Source organism: Citrobacter sp. RHB35-C17, assembly GCF_013816795.1.
Taxonomy (GTDB): Bacteria; Pseudomonadota; Gammaproteobacteria; order Enterobacterales; family Enterobacteriaceae; genus Citrobacter_A; species Citrobacter_A amalonaticus.
This window is the reverse complement of sequence record NZ_CP057150.1, coordinates 96,393-116,226: the sequence shown is the minus strand read 5'-3', so window position 1 is coordinate 116,226 and position 19,834 is coordinate 96,393. Positions and strand designations below refer to the sequence as shown.

At 51.0% G+C, this 19,834-nt stretch carries 11 protein-coding genes and 1 tRNA gene; 5 read left to right on the top strand and 7 right to left on the bottom strand.

Going from position 1 to position 19,834, the window contains the following annotated elements:
• The first annotated feature begins 12 nt into the window (after positions 1-12).
• On the top strand, positions 13-1,188 hold the full coding sequence (locus tag HVZ37_RS00535; protein ID WP_042998651.1) for an MFS transporter: 1,176 nt from the start codon (positions 13-15) through the stop codon (positions 1,186-1,188).
• Here the strand turns inward: HVZ37_RS00535 and yicI are convergent.
• Positions 1,185-3,503 carry an alpha-xylosidase gene (gene yicI / locus HVZ37_RS00530; protein WP_042998652.1) on the bottom strand — a complete coding sequence of 773 codons (2,319 nt, stop codon included), beginning with the start codon at positions 3,501-3,503 and terminating at the stop codon, positions 1,185-1,187. The genes HVZ37_RS00535 and yicI overlap by 4 nt on opposite strands.
• An 11-nt stretch (positions 3,504-3,514) precedes the next feature.
• Positions 3,515-4,897 carry a glycoside-pentoside-hexuronide family transporter gene (locus HVZ37_RS00525; RefSeq protein WP_042998653.1) on the bottom strand — a complete coding sequence of 461 codons (1,383 nt, stop codon included), beginning with the start codon at positions 4,895-4,897 and terminating at the stop codon, positions 3,515-3,517.
• Between the two features lie 289 nt (positions 4,898-5,186).
• Between HVZ37_RS00525 and HVZ37_RS00520 the strand changes: the two genes are divergently transcribed.
• Positions 5,187-5,281 (top strand) — tRNA-Sec (locus HVZ37_RS00520).
• A 373-nt stretch (positions 5,282-5,654) separates the two neighbouring features.
• Here the strand turns inward: HVZ37_RS00520 and HVZ37_RS00515 are convergent.
• Both HVZ37_RS00515 and HVZ37_RS00510 read right to left on the bottom strand, forming a co-directional pair.
• Positions 5,655-5,861, bottom strand: coding sequence for an AlpA family transcriptional regulator (locus HVZ37_RS00515; RefSeq protein ID WP_000288254.1), 207 nt, complete (start codon positions 5,859-5,861; stop codon positions 5,655-5,657).
• A 119-nt stretch (positions 5,862-5,980) separates the two neighbouring features.
• Positions 5,981-6,559, bottom strand: coding sequence for an inovirus-type Gp2 protein (locus tag HVZ37_RS00510; protein WP_181628006.1), 579 nt, complete (start codon positions 6,557-6,559; stop codon positions 5,981-5,983).
• A gap of 287 nt (positions 6,560-6,846) precedes the next feature.
• On the opposite strand from HVZ37_RS00510, the gene HVZ37_RS00505 reads away from it, so the two are divergent.
• Entirely contained in the window at positions 6,847-7,608 is a 762-nt protein-coding gene (locus tag HVZ37_RS00505) for a hypothetical protein (protein ID WP_181628005.1), read from the top strand.
• 120 nt (positions 7,609-7,728) lie between these two features.
• Entirely contained in the window at positions 7,729-8,589 is an 861-nt protein-coding gene (locus HVZ37_RS00500; protein ID WP_181628004.1) for a GTPase family protein, read from the top strand.
• A 572-nt stretch (positions 8,590-9,161) separates the two neighbouring features.
• On the opposite strand, the gene lpxP is transcribed toward HVZ37_RS00500, so the two are convergent.
• On the bottom strand, positions 9,162-10,070 hold the full coding sequence (gene lpxP, locus HVZ37_RS00495; protein WP_181628003.1) for a kdo(2)-lipid IV(A) palmitoleoyltransferase: 909 nt from the start codon (positions 10,068-10,070) through the stop codon (positions 9,162-9,164).
• Between the two features lie 24 nt (positions 10,071-10,094).
• Positions 10,095-10,442, bottom strand: a complete 348-nt coding sequence (locus HVZ37_RS23040) for a hypothetical protein (protein WP_229233739.1) — start codon at positions 10,440-10,442, stop codon at positions 10,095-10,097.
• 512 nt (positions 10,443-10,954) lie between these two features.
• Here HVZ37_RS23040 and HVZ37_RS00485 point away from each other — a divergent pair.
• Positions 10,955-11,188, top strand: a complete 234-nt coding sequence (locus tag HVZ37_RS00485; protein WP_004132711.1) for a hypothetical protein — start codon at positions 10,955-10,957, stop codon at positions 11,186-11,188.
• 19 nt (positions 11,189-11,207) lie between these two features.
• Here the strand turns inward: HVZ37_RS00485 and HVZ37_RS00480 are convergent, their stop codons facing one another.
• Positions 11,208-19,790 carry a glucoamylase family protein gene (locus tag HVZ37_RS00480; protein ID WP_042998664.1) on the bottom strand — a complete coding sequence of 2,861 codons (8,583 nt, stop codon included), beginning with the start codon at positions 19,788-19,790 and terminating at the stop codon, positions 11,208-11,210.
• Between the last annotated feature and the right edge of the window lie 44 nt (positions 19,791-19,834).

Here is a 19,834-nt window from a genome sequence, read left to right as displayed (position 1 = left end):
TTAAAAAAAGAAATGAATAAAAATCTGACATTACTCGCCATGATATTTTTCTTATGGGGCAATATAACCGCCATTAACAGCGTGCTGATCATCTTTTTCTATCAGTATTTCCATCTGTCGTGGTCGCAGTCTATTTTCATTACCGTTATTTTTTACGTGGCCCCTTTTCTGACCTGTCTGCCCTGTTCAATGCTGATTGAACGCCAGGGGTACCGTAAGGTGTTGCTGCTGTCGTTAACGTTGTCGGTTGCGGGATGCCTGCTGTTCGCTCTGGCGTTGCAGCTGGATTCCTTCGCCCTGTCACTGTTGGCGATGTTTGTCGTGGCGACGGGCGTGGCGGCGATGCAGGTTGTCGCGAATCCCTATCTGACATTGCTCAGCGCACCGCACAAACGCATTGGCAATCTGTGTCTGGCCTCTGCGGTTAATTCGTTGGGAACCACGCTGGCGCCCATGCTAGTTGCGCTCCTCCTGGCGTTTTCCCCTATCGATATCCTGGCGCGTGAAGAACCTATCAGTGCGCTCTGGCTTTGCCTCGCCTGCTTTTCGCTGGTATTGATTACAGGGGTTTTCTGGATCCGCCTGCCGGATGTGGCGCGCCCGGGAAAAGCCGCGTCAGGAACGTATAACGCCTGGAAGAACAGAGAACTGTTATTCAGCGTGGCGGCGATTTTTATCTATGTCGGCGTCGAAGTGAGCCTTGCGACCAGTCTGGTAAAATATCTCATCACCATCGGCGGCTGGAGCACTACTGTTGCGATGTCGCTGGTCTCTTTTTACTGGGGAGGTGCGCTGGCGGGTCGTTTTCTTTATGGTTTTCTCGCCGACAAAACAGGCAATTACACGCCGTTTCTGATGGCGACGCTGGCCTGTGCAACGGCGGTGATGATGGCGATATGGCTGAACAATACCACTGGCGGTTATCTGCTTATCCTGACCGGTTTAGGAAACTCAATTCTCTATCCGATTATCTTCGGGCACACCATCAACAAAAATCCGGCGATCGCCAATATTTCTGCCGCAGCAATGGTGATGGCCGGGATTGGGGGTGCGGTTATACCCTTACTGCAGGCTGCTTGTATTGATGGACTCAACCTCCGGTTCAGCTTTCTATTACCGGTCGCGTTGTATCTGCTGCTGGCGCTGTGGGGGCGGCTGAACCTCCACCCCCTCGGTACATCAACTTAAAGCGAAATGACGATCTCATGACTTTGCGGCGTCACCATCACGCCCAGTTCGCTTCCCCTGTGTGAAGCGCCGCGAATACCGCTAATCTGCGCGATGTTACGCAGGCACAACGTCCAGTCGCGCGCATCCCCCTTGCCCGTCACGGTGAGGGTGTTGCCATTGCGCTTAGCAGTCAACGTAAAGATAACCGAACCGTCAGCAGCAGGGACGTCGCACACGGCTTCACGTCCCTCCTCGAGCGCGAACAACTGGAAGGCAGTGCCTTCGTTCCACGCGTAATCTGGTTTCTGATTATTACGGCCCAGCGCCAACAGGGTGTTGCCACGCACATACACTGGCAGACTCAGGAAGTCATGCTGCTGTTTGTACCAGCGGCTGCCCTGTACGACGTCATTGCGCCACAGATGCGTCCAGCGTCCTTCCGGCAAGTAAAACTGCACCTCCCCCGTTTCCGAGAATACCGGCGCCACCATCACTGAATCCCCTAGCATATACTGGCGATCGAGATAATCGCAGGCCGGATCGTCCGGGAACTCCAGCATCATGGCGCGCATCATTGGCGTGCCCCGCTCGTGTGCGCGAGCCACTTCACGGTACAGGTACGGCATCATGCGGCACTTCTGCTCGGTGAAGAAACGCACCACATCGCAGGATTCCTCATCATACGCCCAGGGCACACGATAGGATTTGCTGCCGTGCAGGCGACTGTGGCTGGAGAGCAGACCAAATGCACACCAGCGTTTATAAACGTGTGCCGGCGCGGTGTTTTCGAAGCCGCCGATATCGTGGCTCCAGAAGCCAAAACCGGACAAGCCGATGGACAGGCCGCCGCGCAGGCTTTCCGCCATTGACTCATAGTTGGCGTAGCAGTCGCCGCCCCAGTGTACCGGAAACTGCTGTGCGCCCACCGATGCGGATCGGGCGAACAGCACCGCCTCTTTTTCGCCAACGGTCTCTTTCAGCACGTTCCACACCAGTTCGTTGTAGATGTAGGCATAATGGTTGTGCATTTTCTGCGGATCGGAACCATCAAACCATTGCACATCGGTCGGGATACGCTCGCCGAAGTCGGTCTTGAAGCAGTCAACACCGATATCCACCAGACCTTTCAGTTTATTGGCATACCATTCACAGGCCTGCGGATTGGTGAAGTCATAAATCGCCAGCCCCGGTTGCCATTTATCCCATTGCCACAGGGAACCGTCCGGACGTTTCAGCAGGTAGCCTTTCTCTTTCAGCTCCTTGAAAATCGGCGATTTCTGTCCGATGTACGGGTTGATCCATACGCAGACCTTCAGCCCTTTCTCCTTCAACCGACGAATCATTCCTTCCGGGTCGGGGAACGTCACCGGATCCCATTCGAAGTCGCACCACTGAAAAGCCTTCATCCAGAAGCAGTCAAAGTGGAAGACGTGCAGCGGCAGATTGCGCTCAGCCATGCCGTCGATAAAGCGGTTTACCGTCGCTTCATCGTAGTTGGTGGTGAACGAAGTGGTCAGCCACAGGCCAAACGACCAGGCAGGCGGCAATGCCGGACGCCCCGTGAAGCGGGTATAGCGGTTCAACACTTCTTTCGGCGTCGGACCGTCGATCACGAAATATTCGAGATATTCGCCCTCGACGCTGAACTGCACTTTCGACACTTTCTCCGAACCGACTTCAAACGAGACGCACTGTGGATGGTTGACCAGCACGCCATAGCCACGGTTGGTCATATAAAACGGGATGTTCTTATAGGATTGTTCGGTGCTGGTGCCGCCATCGCGGTTCCAGGTTTCTACCGTCTGACCATTACGCACCAGCGCGGTAAAGCGCTCGCCCAGACCGTAAACCGTCTCGCCGACACCCAGATCCAGGCGCTCGAACATGTAGTTCCGCTGGGTGGTGGTGTCCTGCACATAGCCGTTGTTCTTCAACTGACTACCGGTAATGCGCACACCGTTACGCAGGAAATCCAGCGACCAGCACTCACCTTTAGTGACGCGCACGCTTAAGTTACCGCTTTTCAGCTCAGCAACCTCAGCGGTGTTTTGGATATCGACCTTCACGTCCTGTAAAACGTTGAGCGGGTAATGCGGACCGTTATCCAGCGCCCCCTGAAAGTGTTCCATACGCACGCCCACAATCCCTTCCTGCGGCGAAGAGAAACGCAATGTAAAGAGCGGAGTATCCAGTTGCCAGGTGCGTTCGCGGACATCACGCGGCGCGGCATAAACCACCAGTTCGTTACCGTGCTGTTCCACATCAAACACCTGGACTGGATGAAGTAAATTAAGGCCAGGCTGAATCAGCCAGTTTCCGTCGCTAATCTTCATACTCTGTTCCTTTAGTTCTGAAATTCGTTATGCGTAAATTCCTGCTGATTGCGACGCGCGCCCTGTGCCAGTTGGTCGAGGATGTTTCTCAGGTAAGGCGTTTTCAGGGTGTAGAAGCGTTTGGCAATCACGGCACTCAGCAGATAGCAGATGGCCGGGACGATTGTGAACAGGGCAATAATGATGTTGATGGTGGCGTTGTTCTGCGTTTTCGCCGCCGCGTCGTAGCCACCGCCTGCCAGCATCCAACCAATAAGCGCGCCACCGAGCGCCAGACCCAGTTTGAGTACGAACAGTGTGCCCGCAAAACTGATACCGGTCAGACGTTTACCGTTGCACCATTCGCCATAATCGACGGTATCGGACATCATCACCCACTGGATCGGCGTCACCAGCTGGTGCAACACGCCAATCACGAAGATAAAGACGAACATGGTGATGTCGGCCTGCATCGGGACAAAGAACATCGCGAGGCTAACCACGGCCAGGGCCGCGTTGGTCCACCAGAAGATGCTGACTTTGCATTTCCAGTCGGTGAGGGGTTTTGCCAGCGCGGAGCCAATCAGGTTACCGACACAGTAGGTGGTCAGGAAGGCGACGAATACTTCCGGCGTCCCCAGGATCCAGGTGACGTAATACATCATCGCGCCACCGCGTACGCAGACGGCGAGAATATTGAGGATGGTCAGCAGACCCACAATCCGCCACTGGTCGTTTTGCCAGATATCGCGGAGATCTTCGCGCATTGAGGTTGTGCTCGGTGGCGCTTCGATACGCTCTTTGGTGGTGAAGAAGCAAAACGCCAGCATCAGGAATGCCACGACCGACAGCACTGCAATCCCACCCTGAAATCCCAGCGCTTTGTTATCACCGCCAATGAGATTCACCAGCGGCATCATCAGCACGGTCGAGAGCATCCCGCCCGCCGTCGCCAGCACAAAGCGCCAGGATTGCAGAGAAATACGCTGCGTGGGGTCATTAGTGATCACCCCGCCCAGTGCGCAATACGGGATATTCACCACGGTATAAAGCAGCGTCAGCAGCGTATAGGTGATAGCAGCGTAAATCATCTTACCGTTCAGGCTGAGGTCCGGCGTGCTGTATGCCAGGACGCAAACAAGGCCAAACGGCAGCGCGCCAAACAGCACCCACGGACGGAATTTTCCCCAACGGGAACGCGTGCGATCCGCCAGCAGTCCCATGCACGGGTCTGAAATGGCGTCCAGCGCGCGCGCCAGTAAAAACATGGTGCCGACAAAACCGGCGGGAATACCGAAAATATCGGTATAAAAAAACATCATATACAGCATGACGTTATCAAAAATGATATGACTGGCAGCGTCGCCCATCCCGTAGCCAATCTTCTCCTTAACAGACAAAATATGAATAGTCATAACGCATCCTTTGGCGCTCTCATGCGCACTGGTACCGGTTACCGTTTTTGTAAACCATTCGCGCTAGCGACGGATATTCCGATATCTCGTTATTAAATTACGATTCTTGTTTTCTGTGATCGCGGTTGCGCCAGAAGATGTGAGAAAATGTAACTAGAGGAATTTATGAGGATTTATATGAAACCGATCATAGTAAGAAGAAAGGGAAGTTAAAAAAGTGAGTGAGGGGGTGTGGAAACGTCAGGAAGTAGCTATAATGCGCCCCGCCTCCATGTAGCAATGCAGGCGCGGAAGATCGTCGTCTCCGGTGAGGCGGCTGGACTTCAAATCCAGTTGGGGCCGCCAGCGGTCCCGGGCAGGTTCGACTCCTGTGATCTTCCGCCAATTAGCCTCTACTGAACTCTCCCGGTGTCAACAAAACCCCTTGCAATCCCTTATATATCAAGCCTTATTTGTATCCTGAGGTCAACCAACCTCAACCTGCATCAAGCAGTTTTTGGGGGTGCATTCGGGGGTGTCATTTTTCTCTTAGAACATCAGCACCCCCATAATGGTAAAAATGTGATATATAACAATGGGATTTAAAGAAATCTTTGTTATACAAGGGGTGCGTTGGGGGTATCAGGTTAGTTACTGGCGGAAATCCCTAGGAGGATGGATTCATCAAAAGCTGGAGAATGTCATGGCGCTAAGAGGCGATACCCAGTGCATTACCATCTAATATTGAATTTTCAACGCAGGTTTTAATAAGAAAAGATTAATTCCTCGATTCGTAAATACGATAATATAACCATTCTTCCAGATCACTTTTTAACCATCGTGAAGTTCTGCCCAACTTAATAGGCTTCGGGAATAATCCATCCTGTATCAGCTTATAGAACCATTTATCGCTCAGGCCAGTAAGCTGGGTAATGAATTTCATATCAATGAATTGATCTTCAAGTAGAGCAGGTTTTGTATACATCATGATGTGTTCCGGTTAAGGATGAATAACCGGAGCCGTTAGTAAACTGATATTACCGTCAGCTCCTCCACATCAATGGCTTCTGTTGTAAAAAACTTCGGCTCAATGTTTACCTGTAGCTATTTCTTCCTAGGCCTGCCTCTGCGGCTTCGTGGTGGTATAGCATTCATACCTGCAATAACACCCCGGGATTTCTGTTCAGACTTGGCCAAGTAACTGATTACGTAACGTAGTTCATCTACTGCCTGCTTATTGCGGTGATCCACTATCGTTCCGGAACTTGCAACGAAATGCTTTTTCTTGGAACACAGATGAAAGAGGCCTTCATCGTCAGTCAATCTACGCCATTCTTCCCCTATCGCCCGCGAGGTCGGATAAAATTTCCGATGTTTCTGCCCATCAAGATAAAGTATGGCATGCACATGCAGCCCCTTACGCTGTCTGTATTCAATTACCCAGCAGTACCCAATAACCATTTTTCGGCCAAATACCACATCCATCAGATGCTGTATCTCGCCATCCATCTCATCCATGAGATTACGCTGTGAGCGTTCACTTCCTTGTTTCCAGCCAAAATCCATACGAAAAGCCAGTATACGGGAATAACGCTCAAACATTTCATCCAGGTGGTGGTTTATATCTTCGAGAAGAAAACGATGCATAGGGTAATTAGGGTTGGCATTGTAGGGTTCTTTCATGATCTATCCTCAAACTAAACGGGGTTCAATAGATAGATGTGTGATGTATTTTTCATACAGGTATGTGTATTGATTACCGGAGGGGGATGGTTAACTCCGGGTGATAATACTAATTAACCTTAATTCAGTAAGAACAGATGGTTTCAAGGATTCTATCGCAGGTTCGCAAGGTGGCCTTACATAGGAAGAAATGTGTGCACAAAATCTGAAGTATTGCATTGCGATCTGGCGTTTTACTGGCCTCTGTGATAGGTTGTTATGCATTATCAACAAAATGCATAACGGTTATGATAAAGAGAATAACATTTAACACCGATGATAATTTAACGATTAACTCAATCGACAGGTATGCCGAATCCAATGGCACATCACGTTCGAAAGTAATATGTGAGTTATTACGATCCACTGCACCTATTCTTGATTTTGTGACATATCAAAATAGAATTACTCAGGAGGTTGAAAGCAGGCTTTTTAGCATGTTTTATCATGAGGTTCGTCACTTCGAAACGCAACAGCATAAAGAAGACTCCACGCTTAAGTATATTCACTCCTTGTCCAGCAAGCTTATTTTTGATGTTAGAACTCCACCTATAACACAATTTTCTCTTCCAGCTTATGGATCATGGGACTCTAAAAGGAATGAAATTAATGGGGTATTGGAAGAGTGTATTCAAATGCACGTGAGAGAAGATGATGAGATGACCAAATACGTTTATTTGTGCATAAAAAAAGATCCTGTTGATAGGTTTGATTTTGATTTGATTCAGGTGGCTGCCCCACTTTTTATTCTTGATAAATATTTATTTGACATCCAATCAATCTGCTATGTCCGCGCTATTGATTTTTGCAATATTGGAATTAATGAATACATGCAGAGAAATAAGAAGTATCTGCACACAGCGTATCTTTCATGGGTTCCTGTTTCGGCCTTTAGGGATGGATTTATTTTTGTTGCAGCTTTGCACATCGATAAAGCCTTGCCTAATCAACTATATCCTCCTAAGGTAACCATAAACTACCCTTACGAGTACTGGAAATATTTAGGGTAATTCAATAGAAATTCATCATTCAAACTAAATTCAGATATATATCATTTTCATGAACATACCAGCGTAACGGCAGAATTTCACTGTTCTGCCTTTTTTGTTTTATTTATTGCAGGAGTCGTCATGAATAACCAGCAAGGTTTGCAGTCATTAAACCATTCGATTTCCGGCCTGCCGCAATGGGTGTCTGAACGCATACTGCAGCAGATAAATCAGTTAACCCAGTACGAGCCGGTGATCGGCATTATGGGTAAAACCGGGGCGGGAAAGAGTAGCCTTTGCAATGCCTTGTTTGTTGGCGAAGTATCGCCGGTCAGCGATGTGGCAGCCTGTACCCGTGAACCTTTGCGATTTCGCCTGCAGGTTGGAGAGCGCTTTATGACCATCGTGGACCTGCCCGGCGTGGGCGAAAGCGGCGCTCGCGATATCGAGTATGCTGCGCTGTACCGTAAACAACTTCCTCGATTTGACCTGGTATTGTGGCTTATTAAGGCCGATGACCGGGCGCTGGCGGTGGATGAGCACTTTTATCATCAGGTGATTGGGGAAGCTTACCGGCATAAGGTGCTGTTTATTATCAGCCAGTCAGATAAGACTGAACCCACCAGCGATAGTGGTCAATTGTCTACGGAACAGAAGCAGAATATCAGCCGCAAAATCTGTCTTCTGCATGAACTGTTCCAACCCGTGCATCCGGTATATGCAGTGTCGGTCCGGCTGCAGTGGGGACTGAAGGTGATGGCCGAGCGGATGATAAAGTGCCTACCGCGTGAGGCCAGCAGCCCCGTGGTGGCGCAACTGCAGTCTCACTTTCGCACAACAGCAGTCCAGGAAAAAGCGCGTGACGATTTTGGTGAAACCGTCGGTGCAGCCCTGGATGCGGTAAGTGCCCTGCCGATAATACCAGCTCCGGTACGGGCAGTAATATGCGCGGTGCGCGACACCGTAGTGTCAGTGGCCCGGGCCGTGGCCAGTTTTAGTTGACCATATAGAAATGATAAAATAATCACGTGTTATGTTGAGATTGTTTATTTAACGGTTGAGAGAAGCTATGGGTAAAATTTGTGATAAGTGTGCACACATGATGAGTGCATGTACTTGTGGAACTTGTGAGAACTGTGACGAGAAAGAGTCGGACTGTACCTGCAAAAAATGTAGCCAGTGCAATAACCTTGAGGACTTCTGCTCTTGCAGAATTTGTGAAGAATGTAGTGAAAAAGAAGCAGAGTGCTGCTGTTAAAATGTTAACAATACTGGCTGCAGGAGCTACCTGCCTGCAGCTTCGATTGCCGACGTACCCCGCTCCCAGTTGGTTAGTGTATTTCGATTCTTGCAATAATCGCTGGACTCACAGCACGAAGCGGACAGACTTACTGGATTGAAGGTCCGCTATGAGCGAAAAACGGACCTTCAAATCCGAACCGATTCAATTGATTAACCTTGGTTGTCAGTTAAGCCATCGTTAACATGAATCCGATCGGAAATTCCTTATCGAATTTTTTACAAATACGCAGTGGCAAGAAAGATAGATTCTGGCTCATGACAAGCAGAGTAGTTCATTTGTATAAAGAGACTTCGCCTTCAGGACGCGTTTTGAACCTGCGATGCATCCACAGGTATTGCTCAGGGGCACGGAGAATTTCACGCTCGATGATCTTGTTCATATAAGCCGCTGCGGCGACCTTGTCTTCCCCTGGATAGCCTGACAACGGATTGCTGATATACATGTGATAACCTTTTTTATCGCTACGTCGAATCATGCTAAGTGTGATCAAGTGTGCACCAGCGAGTTTTGACAGAGCATACGTTCCGTTCGTCGTGGCTGCTTTTTTTACCGAGAAAAAAGGTGCAAAAACGCTTCCTTTAGACCCATAATCCTGGTCTGGTGCAAACCAAACGGCTTCACCAGCTTTTAGCGCATGAACAAAACCAGATAAATTACGTCGATTAATCATAGCTTTATTTGAACGCATACGCCCTTTTGTCTGTACCCATTCCATTAATGGATCATTGTGTGGGCGATACGTTGCCATCATAGGATGGCATAACCCCATTACTCTTCCACACAACTCAAGGGACATAAAATGAATCCCGACAACCATTACTCCCCTTGTCGCACCGGTCAGGTTTTCAAGCCCTTCGACATCAAACCATTTTTTGACTCTCGCATCGCTCCAGAACCAGGCCATTCCTGTTTCCATCAGTCCCAGCCCGAGAGAAACAAAGTTTTTATTGACCATCTGGCTCCGGGCAAACGGTGTCATCTCGGGAAAGCACAGTTCGATATTTCTAATCGCAATTCCTTCCCGGCGTTTCAGAAAGGGTCTGGATATTTTTCCAAGGCCAGAGCCCAGAGTATGTAAAACCGGGTAAGGAAGTTGAACGAGAAGCCACAGCAGACCCAAACCAGACCAGGTAAGCCAGTGGTGAGGATGAAGTAAATTATGAGTAAAAGTCTGTGCCATAAATTTCCTTAATGCTAATGAAGGTTATAACGCAAAAGGAAAACAATGAGGCAATTCGTCTTTAGCGATACATTTTGTTTTAGATAATTTAAATTCATCTAAATTCAGGAAAAAATATTTTTTAATGACTGGTGAATAATTTAAAGAGCCAAGGGTGAATTGTAAGCCAGCAAATTTATTCTGTTGTAAATCCATGGTTTTAACATTGATACTCAAGGAATTGTCTTCCTGATTCATCATCATCAAGGTACTCAAAAGAAAGAAGCCGAATTTTGGTAAGTTTATAAAACCACTCACAATCGTTTCGTTGAATAATTTCGCCTGGTTTGAAACATATCCCTGATGCCACCCGAATAATCGCATATTTACCATTACTAAACCTGACCCGGTGAATACAGAAAGGTTGGCCAGGCTGTCCGTGACAGCTGTTCGACATGATATGCCCTTCAATAAAAACAGATTTTTTAGATTTCATTATCATACCCTCTACAACAGCAGTACAGGAGGAATGTTGTCATTTTCCGACATCACTGACGTTAAGTGGCAGAAGCTGATCAGCCGCCGATACACCGGCATTCTGAAGGTCTGAACAACAGTCCGCAGGCAGGGCACTCAAGAACCGCATCTTTTCTTAGTTTACCTGCTTTCTGATCGGCTCTGTGTGCACATACCGGGCAGGCAACATGAACCGGTCTTTCTTTAAAATACCTGAGCCCATTTGTATAAGACATAAATAATTCTCTGAGGAATACAGTAATTATTATACGCTTTAATATAAAAATAACTGGCATAAGTTATGTTAAGTTGTGTCTGAATCAGGATATCAGATATTGAAAATTGAACGTCTTATTTATGATACACTACCCTTCCGTGAGAAATTTAAGATGAAATCAGAAGACACCCTTGACTGGTATCCGGCACAACTACCGCCTGTGAAAATTATTCTTGGCGAAGCCGTGCTGGCTGTGGGTAAACAGGGCCGACCGATTAATACCCGCACCTTGCTGGAATACCTTCAGGTCATGCAGGACAAACAAAAAAGGCGGGATGACAAAATCGCCATGCAGACTGCGATTGATGTTCTCAGGGATAATCAGCGCATTAACGGCAGACGTTAATGCACCTCCGGGATCAGTGTCAGTTCTGAATGATCTCAACCGTATGGTTTTGTCCATCATCCTTCAGCGGTATTCTGTCATCAGGGAGGAGAACACCATCCAGCGTCACGCAATATTCTGCATCGCCGCGTGAAACACTAATCTGATAATGGCTTTCACCATATTGATATGCCATAGAAAAAGACGACCACTCATCCGGTAACCTGGCATGAACACTAAAGTCAGTGCCGGAACGTTTTATCCCCAGTAATTCCTCGGTAAGTAAACGCCAGGCCCAGCCTGCGGAACCGGTATACCAGCTCCACCCTGCACGTCCGGTATGGGGAGCGACGCTGTAGACATCAGCACTCATGACATAAGGCTCAGCTTTATAAATCCCGACAGAGTCCGCATTCAGGGTATGATTTATAGGGTTGAGCATTGACCAGAGTTGCCAGGCTCGTCCGGCATTCCCCATTCGGGCAAAGGCCATCACTGCCCAGATGGCGCCATGCGTATACTGCCCTCCGTTTTCCCGCACGCCGGGCAGGTACCCCTGTATGTAGCCCGGATTTGGACCGTGTCCGTCGAAAGGAGGCGTTAACAGTTTGATCAGCCCTCCTTCGTTATCCACAAGGTGCTTATCCAGCGCCTGCATGGCCTTTGCGCACCGTCCCGGGCTCGCGGCGCCGGACAATATAGACCAGCTCTGCGCAATCGCATCAATCCGGCAGTCCTGTGAGGTTTTCGATCCCAGGGGAGTACCATCGTCAAAATACCCGCGCCGGTACCATTCCCCATCCCAGGCGTGGGCTTCGAGATTACTTTGCAGGCGCAGAGCCTGTGAACGGCACATCGCGGCGACGCTTTCATCCAGCCTGCGCTCCGCCAGCGCTGCAAACCGCTGCAAAATGTCGTACAGGAAGAAGCCCAGCCAGACGCTTTCACCTTTGCCTTCGATACCCACCCGGTTCATCCCGTCATTCCAGTCACCAGCCCCCATCAGCGGCAGGCCATGCTCCCCGAAGCGAAGTCCATAGTGAATAGCTTTGACGCAGTGTAACCAGAGTGTCTCTTCGGTGCCGCTGATGACCGGCGTGTCATAGACAGACTCTTCACCAGGCTGAAGCGAGCGTCCCTCCAGATAAGGAATGCGTATTTCCAGTGCATCCATATCCCCCGTCGTTTCAACATAGTGGCAAACAGCAAGCGGCAGCCAAAGATAGTCATCGGAACAGCGGGTACGCACACCGTTGCCGTGAGGCGGGTGCCACCAGTGCTGCACATCCCCCTCGATAAACTGCCGTGATGCACAGAGTATTATCTGTTCACGCATCCGGTCCGGAGCAGCGTGGCTCAGAGCCAGCGTATCCTGCAGCTGATCGCGAAAACCAAATGCACCGCCAGACTGATAGTAGCCACTCCGGGCCATAAGACGGCAGGCGACCGTCTGATACAACAGCCAGCCATTAACCAGTAAATTTACGGACGTGTCGGGGGTGTTAACTACGATTTTATCGAGAACATTGTGCCAGTGATTATGAATCCGGTTCAGCTCCTGGCGGACCGTATCCTCGTTCATGTAGCGGGCCAGCGTCTCCTGAGCACAAACATCATTCTCCTCTGCACCGAGGATAAAAATAAACGTCCTCTGGTCCCCGTCAATTAATGTAACCGCCGATTGCACCGCTCCGCAGGGATCCAGACCGGCCCCCGTCTTACCAGAAAGCTTTTGCAGTTTCATAGCCGAAGGGGCGTGAAGAGAACCATTACGGCCAATAAACTCCCGGCGGTCCCCTGTCAGAGAACAGTCATTACCGCTGACGGCAAAAAATGCAGTTCGGCCGCCACCATTATCACCATAAAAGTTATTCGCAAGTATCCCGCAGCCGCCGGGCGTTCTGGCCACATGTGTCACAATGTGAGGGGCTGAGCGCGTTCGTGTTTCTCCGAGCGTCCACTCTACATAGCCTGTGACGGAAAGTTGACGTGTCCGTCCCGAAGAGTTACTGAGCGTCAGGAGCACCAGTTTAACCGGATCTTCTTCAGCAACCAGGACCGTCAACTCGCTGTCTATACCACTCTCACGATGGGCAAAAACGCTGTAGCCAAAACCATGGCGGGTCAGGTAATCACCGTGTCCGCGAACAGGTAAAGCCGTCGGCGACCAGCACTCCCCGCTCTCTTCATCGCGCAGGTAAAATGCCTCGCCGCTGCGATCGCTCACCGGATCGTTCTCCCACGGCGTCAACCGGTATTCATGGGCATTCTCATACCAGGTATAGGCCTGCCCTGCCTCTGAGATCACACTGCCAAAACGAGAATTTGCCAGTATGTTCGACCAGGGAGCCGGTGTAAGCGCATTTTCCCGAAGGACGATCTGATACTCCCGCCCATCCTGAGAAAATCCACCGTATCCGTTGAAATGGCATAACTGACTGGTATCAGGGCTCCAGTCCGTATGTTGATTACGCTCGCGCACAGCACGCGGAATGAATGCCCTTGCCGGCGATTTCAGGGTATGAATACGCTGGTTAAGCTGCTCATTAATACCCCCTGCGCGGTCATCAAGATAAAGACAGGCCACGCTCATCAAAAGCAACTTATCCTCAGCGGAGAGATGCTCACCGTTGCGGACAAAAAGCCCGCCTTTTTTATCCAGCAGACTGGCTTCAGACCCGGCATAAATTAACTCCATAATCTGATTTTGTAATCCCTGCTGGTAGCCGCCGGGGCTGTTATTCAGGATAACTAAATCAACATCCAGCCCTTTCTGTCTCCAGTAACGGTGTGCCTGAATCAGTGTGGTCACTGAGGTGATACTTTCCTCGCTGGTTATACTCAGCAGCACTATCGGCAGATCCCCTGAAATTGCCCAGCCCCACAGTCCGGACTGGCCACGCCGGTTGCGGCCGATCGCCTGGCCTTCGGCGCGCAGCTCCTGGACAGGGTAAAGCACAGCGCTGGCGAGACTATTGAACAACGTGGCATCATCTTCACTGGCGTTCATCTGGCGCAATACCACCAGACTGTGAGACCAGGCCAGTTCAAAGACGCGATCGGCGATAGGGTAATCGCGATATTTCTCCAGCAACGCCAGGCTCTGCTGACGGGTCTCACTGATGCCATAAATGATATCAATCGTAACCGGCTGCCCCGGCTGCAGAATAATGGCGTTGCGAATTGCCAGTATCGGATCCAGCACCGAGCCCGACGTGTTGCCTAGCATCCCTCCCGTCTCTATTGCCTGTGCATTCGAAGGGTTTCTGCCACGTCCAATAAACCTTGCCCTGTCCGTTTCAAACGACACGTTATGTCGGTTATCGCCGTGCACCACCATCATGTGAAACAGGCAAGGGCCCGGTTCATTCGGTGAACGCGGGCGCCGGTGGCAAAGAATAGCGTCACGCTCAGGAGCCAGCTCAGTCTGAATAAACAAATTGCTGAATGCCGGGTGTGCCAGATCGCTGGCATCAGGTGCCAGTACCACTTCAGCATAGGTTGTCAGCTCCAGAGAGCGAGGCTTGCGACCACGATGAATCAGTGTGAGCCGTCGCAATTCAACATCATCCTCCGGAGAGATCACCACCTGAGTTTTGACGCTGAGTCCCCCTAAGCTGCGTCTGAATTCTGCCCCCGCATCGGTGAACAACACTTCCTCGTCTTGTCCGCTGGTGTAGCCTGTTGGTTGCCAGGTATTGCTCCACACATCTCCCGTCTGGGTATCGCGGATGTAGCAGAATGCTCCCCAGTTATCACGGGTGGTATCACTGCGCCAGCGCGTTAGTGCAATATCATTCCAGCGACTGTAACCGCCGCCGCCCGCGGTCAACATCAGATGATAATGGCCGTTGGACAGGAGTTGAATATCCGGGGCGGGGGTATCCACGCTATAGAAAATACGGGGTTCATAGCGAACGGGTTTGACCATGCCCTCATGAGATTCAAAATGACGGCGCGGACTGTACAGATCGACCGCATCCGGCACGCGCTCCTGTAACAGCAGACTCGCTGACCGGAATACCGTACTGGACATAAAGCGTTCAGTCATGGGGGCATCAAGCAGCACATGAGCCAGCGCCTGAAATGCCATACCCTGGTGATGCGCCATCCAGGACTGTACCACCGCATAGAGCTGACCGGTTGCAAGACGTGAGGGGGTATAGTCCAGCGCTTCATAAAAACCGTATTCTCCGCGTGCACCATTTTTTTGCAGCCTGAACAGGTTCTCACAGGCTCTCTGTGGGGAAACCATCAGCGCCAGCAGCGTGGCGTAAGGAGCGACAACCATGTCATCGGCAAGTCCCCTGCGCAGACCGAGCCCCGGTACGCCAAATGCCTGATACTGATAATTATGCTGAACATCAAAAGCATGATAACCAGACTCTGAAACACCCCATGGCACCCCGCGTTCTTTCCCCCAGTGAATCTGGCGCATAACCGCCGACTGACTCATTTCATCGAGCAGGCTGCCGGGCCAGGTGGGCATCACCAGATTCGGCATCAGATATTCAAACATGGATCCGCTCCATGACATCAGGGCAGTTTCATTATCAATCGTGGTAAACAATCGACCCAGCGCGTACCAGCTTTTAAGAGGTAGCTGATTAGTCGCAATGGCAAGAAAACTGGTCAGGCGGATTTCAGACGGCAGGAGATCGTAGTGGCTCTTGTCAGGCATATTGGTGTCACAGTTATAACCGACGCTGAGCAGACTGGTTGCTTCACTGTACAGAAAGGCGAAATCCATCCGGGCATGCTCATCCAGCCGCTGTTCCAGCTCGGTGATAATATTGAGTCGCATTCGGGCCTGCTCCGCCACTGACGCCGGAGGCGTTCCTGTACCGGTTAATGTCGGACGGGCAAGCTCGCTCAGCGTCGGCAGCTTCTGTTCATTCCAGGATGCAGGCAACCAGCCAAGCAACAGAGACCACTCATGGCAAAGCTGAACCAGTTGATGCTCCAGATGTCCAGCCCAGCGCATCTGAAGAGGAGATCCCTGATGACATGCGCTGGTCAGATGGTTGCACTGGGTGCGCATGCTTTTCAGTTCGCTGAAAAGCGCCTGCGGAGAGAGCGACACCGCGTTCAGGCAATGCTTGCGCAGCAGTCTCAGGCTGTCAGGTGGGTTCTTACCCCACTGTTTTTCCAGAATATCCAGCGTATCGTTCAGTCCTGCCAGTATCTGTTGGTTGCTTAAAACAGGCTGATGACGCATGGCGGACAGGCCTGCACGCAGGGTCAATAAATGCCCGGCCATATTGCCGCTGTCGACGCTGGAGATATAGCGTGGACTTAGGGGAACCAGCGTACGGGTGTCATACCAGTTGTAGAGATGGCCCCGGTAGTGCTCCATTTTATCCATCGTGTCGAGCGTGAGCGACACGCGCCGGAGCACCTCTCCGCCAGGCAGGTAGCCAAAGTCCCATGCCGTCAGGTTAGCCATAAGTGAAAGACCAATATTGGTAGGAGAAGTTCGGTGTGCCACCGTCGGTTGTGGTATTTCCTGATAATTATCAGGTGGAAGCCAGTTCTCTTTTGCTGTGGCAAATGTTTCAAAAAAAGCCCAGATTTCACGGCTTGTCTGGCGTAACAGCTGTTTTTGTTCCTGATTAGGCGAAAAAACCTTACGCACGGGCTGGCGACTCAGCCAGCTCATCAGCAGCGGTGCCACACACCATACCAAACCGATCGGTAACGCAATCCCCAGCAGCTGTGGGGCAAATTGTCCGGTCAGTATTGTCAGCGCCACGCCACCGGCAACGTTAAGCCACATCGCCTGATAAAAACGTGCAACAGTGGGTCTGGCCTGACTGCTGTCCTGGCTGTGGCTGACCCACTGGCTGAGGTGACGCCTGCTTATCCCCAGTCGCCATAGCGTCACGGCGATCGCTTTCAGCGAATATCCGGCTTCGTGCGGCAGTATCGCAAAATTAAGGCTGATACCTGACAGACGCTTTAGCGCGCCCGCCCCCACCAGTAACAGATGCGGCTTCACGCGGCGACGCAGAGGTTTATGCAGAAGGTCGTGGCTAATGCAGAGGATGGCTGGCAACAACCATATCAGCAACAGTATGCCCAGCCAGTAAACCGGATTGGGTACCCAAAGCAGAGTGAAGAACAGCAATACCAGTAAGGAGGGGGCGACCAGACTGCGACGCAGATTATCGAGTAATTTCCAGTAAGAAAGTGCGGTCAGCGGATTCCTGACCCGGGTTCCATCGGCTTTTCTGACGCGTGGTTTTAGCCAGTTAAGCAGTTGCCAGTCACCCCGGATCCAGCGTGAACGTCGTGCAACATCCGACAGATAATTATTGGGATATTGTTCGTAGAGTAACACTTCACTCAGCAGACCCGAACGGGCATAGCATCCTTCGAGTAGGTCATGGCTGAGTACCAGATTTTCCGGGCAGATGTTGGTAGTGGCCTGCATAAAAATATCAACATCGTAAATCCCTTTGCCCACAAACGAGCCTTCCCCAAAGAGATCCTGATAAATATCCGAAGACATCATCGAATAAGGGTTATTGCCCGGTACGCTGCTGCGCAGGGCTGCGTAACGCCCCTGACCGTTGCGTGGTATCTCCTCCGCAAGACCGGGCTGTAAAATACCGAATCCTTTGACAACCCTCTGGCGTACCGGATCATACTCAGGCGTATTCAGCGGATGCGCCATCGTCGCGACGAGTTTGTGTGCCGTATCGCGCGGGAGCACCGTATCGCTGTCCAGGGTAATGACGTATTTTATGTGACCCGGTAAAAGGTGGGCAGGCATCTCTGCAACGCTGACGAATTGCGTTCCGGGATGGCGCAACCAGCTGTTCAGTAACGCCAGTTTTCCCCGCTTGCGTTCATAGCCCATCCACGCTCCTTCCAATGGGTTCCATTCAGGCTGGCGATGTAACAGATAAAAACGTGGTCGGCCGGAGGGGTAGCGGCGATTAAGCGCCTGCGTATCGGCGATAGCCTGTCTGAGCAGCGCGTGACTTTCCGGCGAGGGTTCATTTTCAGAATCAGCAAAATCAGTGAGCAGCGCGAACCTGAGATTTTCGTTTTCATTCCCTAACCAGCAGACTTCAAGACTGGTGAGGAGCTGGCTGAAACTTTCGTGGCTGGTCAACATGCAGGGAATGACTAACATGGTGGCACTGTCAGCGGGAATCCCGGCTGAAAAATCCATCCCCGGCAAGGGTCGAGGAACGCGAAAACGGGTGGTTGCATCACTGAGTAAATCGCTCATTAACTGAGTCAAAGCGATAATCAGAGGCAATATCACCGCGATCAACAGCCAGTCTGTGCCCTGCATGGCGGTTTCGTGCAATATTGCTGCGGTCGCTGCGGTTGTCAGCAGCGTCAGGCTTCCAATCCATGACAGCAGGGTTATTCTGTTGAAACTGTGCCGCAAGCGTAGGAGCCTTGAGGCGTCTGCCAGGAGATGAATATCCAGCGCCTGTCGACCTTCGCCCGCAAGATAATAACCAACATGATGTTCCGGTGTATCGGGCGCTTTTTCCTCTGAAAACGCCAGCACTTTCTCTGCAACCTCAGGCTCGCTGAGACCGCTGTCTCTGGCCAGAACCTCAACTACGTGCCGGTAATGATCCCGGGTATTGAAGTGCATCCGGGGATAGATGCCGGCAGGATCATTGCGTAATGTCTGTTCGACAACGCTTATCGTTTCGGCGAAATCAGCCCAGTCCGTTTCACTCAATAATCGCAGGCCCGCAATGCTGTTACTTACGGACAGCTGGCTGGCGGCAAGCTGCTGATTGAAACTATGTATGAGAACGTCAGTGGTGATCCCCTGTTCCCGAAGGCACTGATCAACCCAGGTCAGAGGTAACGACAGCGCGTTGCCATGCCCCTGCAGGCGCCGCACCAGCTCTGCGACAAACGCACTGGTTAACGGAGGCCGGGAGCGCGCCATATCGGCAACCACCATGATTAAATCACCAGGCGCACTCTCTGCGCATTCGACAATCCTTGTTATCCACGTATCGGCAAGGTTTCTGTCTTGCTGCGCTTTTATCACTTCCATACTGATACGACGAAGATTTTCAATCAGCGCCAGGCGCAGCATTCCCGGTAACGCCCAGACTTCACCCAGCGTCAGCGGCGTCACCTGTTGATAGGCAGTGAGATAGCTGGTCAGGCTGGCGGTATCCCAGCGGCCATCGCCGTGAGCAATAGCCTCTGATGCAATATGATAAATTCGTGGGCAATTCAGCGGCGATACCAGCGACGGAAGACCTTTGCCAAAGCTTTTCGGCAGATGCTGGCGGACAGTGCGGATTTGTTCCTCAATCAGATAATAATTGTCCAGCAGCCATTCACCGGCGGGCATGATACTGGTCTTTTTACCCGCGTTAAGCTCATAGCAGTTTTGGGTAATGACGGCCTCATTGTCGCCAAGCCGTTTCAGAAGATAATAAGGATGCTTATCCGGTGATACTTTATGAGTCCGCGCCAGCTTCTGGCCGTAGCGTTCCATCTGGACGGTCGAAAAGAGTTCTGACCGCGGCGAGCTTTCACCGGCAGGATCGTTCGCCGAAAACGTTATGTTTTCGGCAGCATTCATCAGTATACGGGAGCGGTTAAACCACGCTCTAGGGATCATTTTCATAGCATTGCTCTGATGCGACGTTAGCGCGCAGGAGCAGTTGCGAA

Excerpts from the sequence above, each read along its gene's own strand:
- HVZ37_RS00535 (WP_042998651.1), top strand. The coding sequence starts at position 13 with ATGAATAAAAATCTGACATTACTCGCCATGATATTTTTCTTATGGGGC.
- yicI (WP_042998652.1), bottom strand. The coding sequence starts at position 3,503 with ATGAAGATTAGCGACGGAAACTGGCTGATTCAGCCTGGCCTTAATTTA.
- HVZ37_RS00525 (WP_042998653.1), bottom strand. The coding sequence starts at position 4,897 with ATGACTATTCATATTTTGTCTGTTAAGGAGAAGATTGGCTACGGGATG.
- HVZ37_RS00515 (WP_000288254.1), bottom strand. The coding sequence starts at position 5,861 with ATGTATACAAAACCTGCTCTACTTGAAGATCAATTCATTGATATGAAA.
- HVZ37_RS00510 (WP_181628006.1), bottom strand. The coding sequence starts at position 6,559 with ATGAAAGAACCCTACAATGCCAACCCTAATTACCCTATGCATCGTTTT.
- HVZ37_RS00505 (WP_181628005.1), top strand. The coding sequence starts at position 6,847 with ATGATAAAGAGAATAACATTTAACACCGATGATAATTTAACGATTAAC.
- HVZ37_RS00500 (WP_181628004.1), top strand. The coding sequence starts at position 7,729 with ATGAATAACCAGCAAGGTTTGCAGTCATTAAACCATTCGATTTCCGGC.
- lpxP (WP_181628003.1), bottom strand. The coding sequence starts at position 10,070 with ATGGCACAGACTTTTACTCATAATTTACTTCATCCTCACCACTGGCTT.
- HVZ37_RS23040 (WP_229233739.1), bottom strand. The coding sequence starts at position 10,442 with ATGGTAAATATGCGATTATTCGGGTGGCATCAGGGATATGTTTCAAAC.
- HVZ37_RS00485 (WP_004132711.1), top strand. The coding sequence starts at position 10,955 with ATGAAATCAGAAGACACCCTTGACTGGTATCCGGCACAACTACCGCCT.
- HVZ37_RS00480 (WP_042998664.1), bottom strand. The coding sequence starts at position 19,790 with ATGAAAATGATCCCTAGAGCGTGGTTTAACCGCTCCCGTATACTGATG.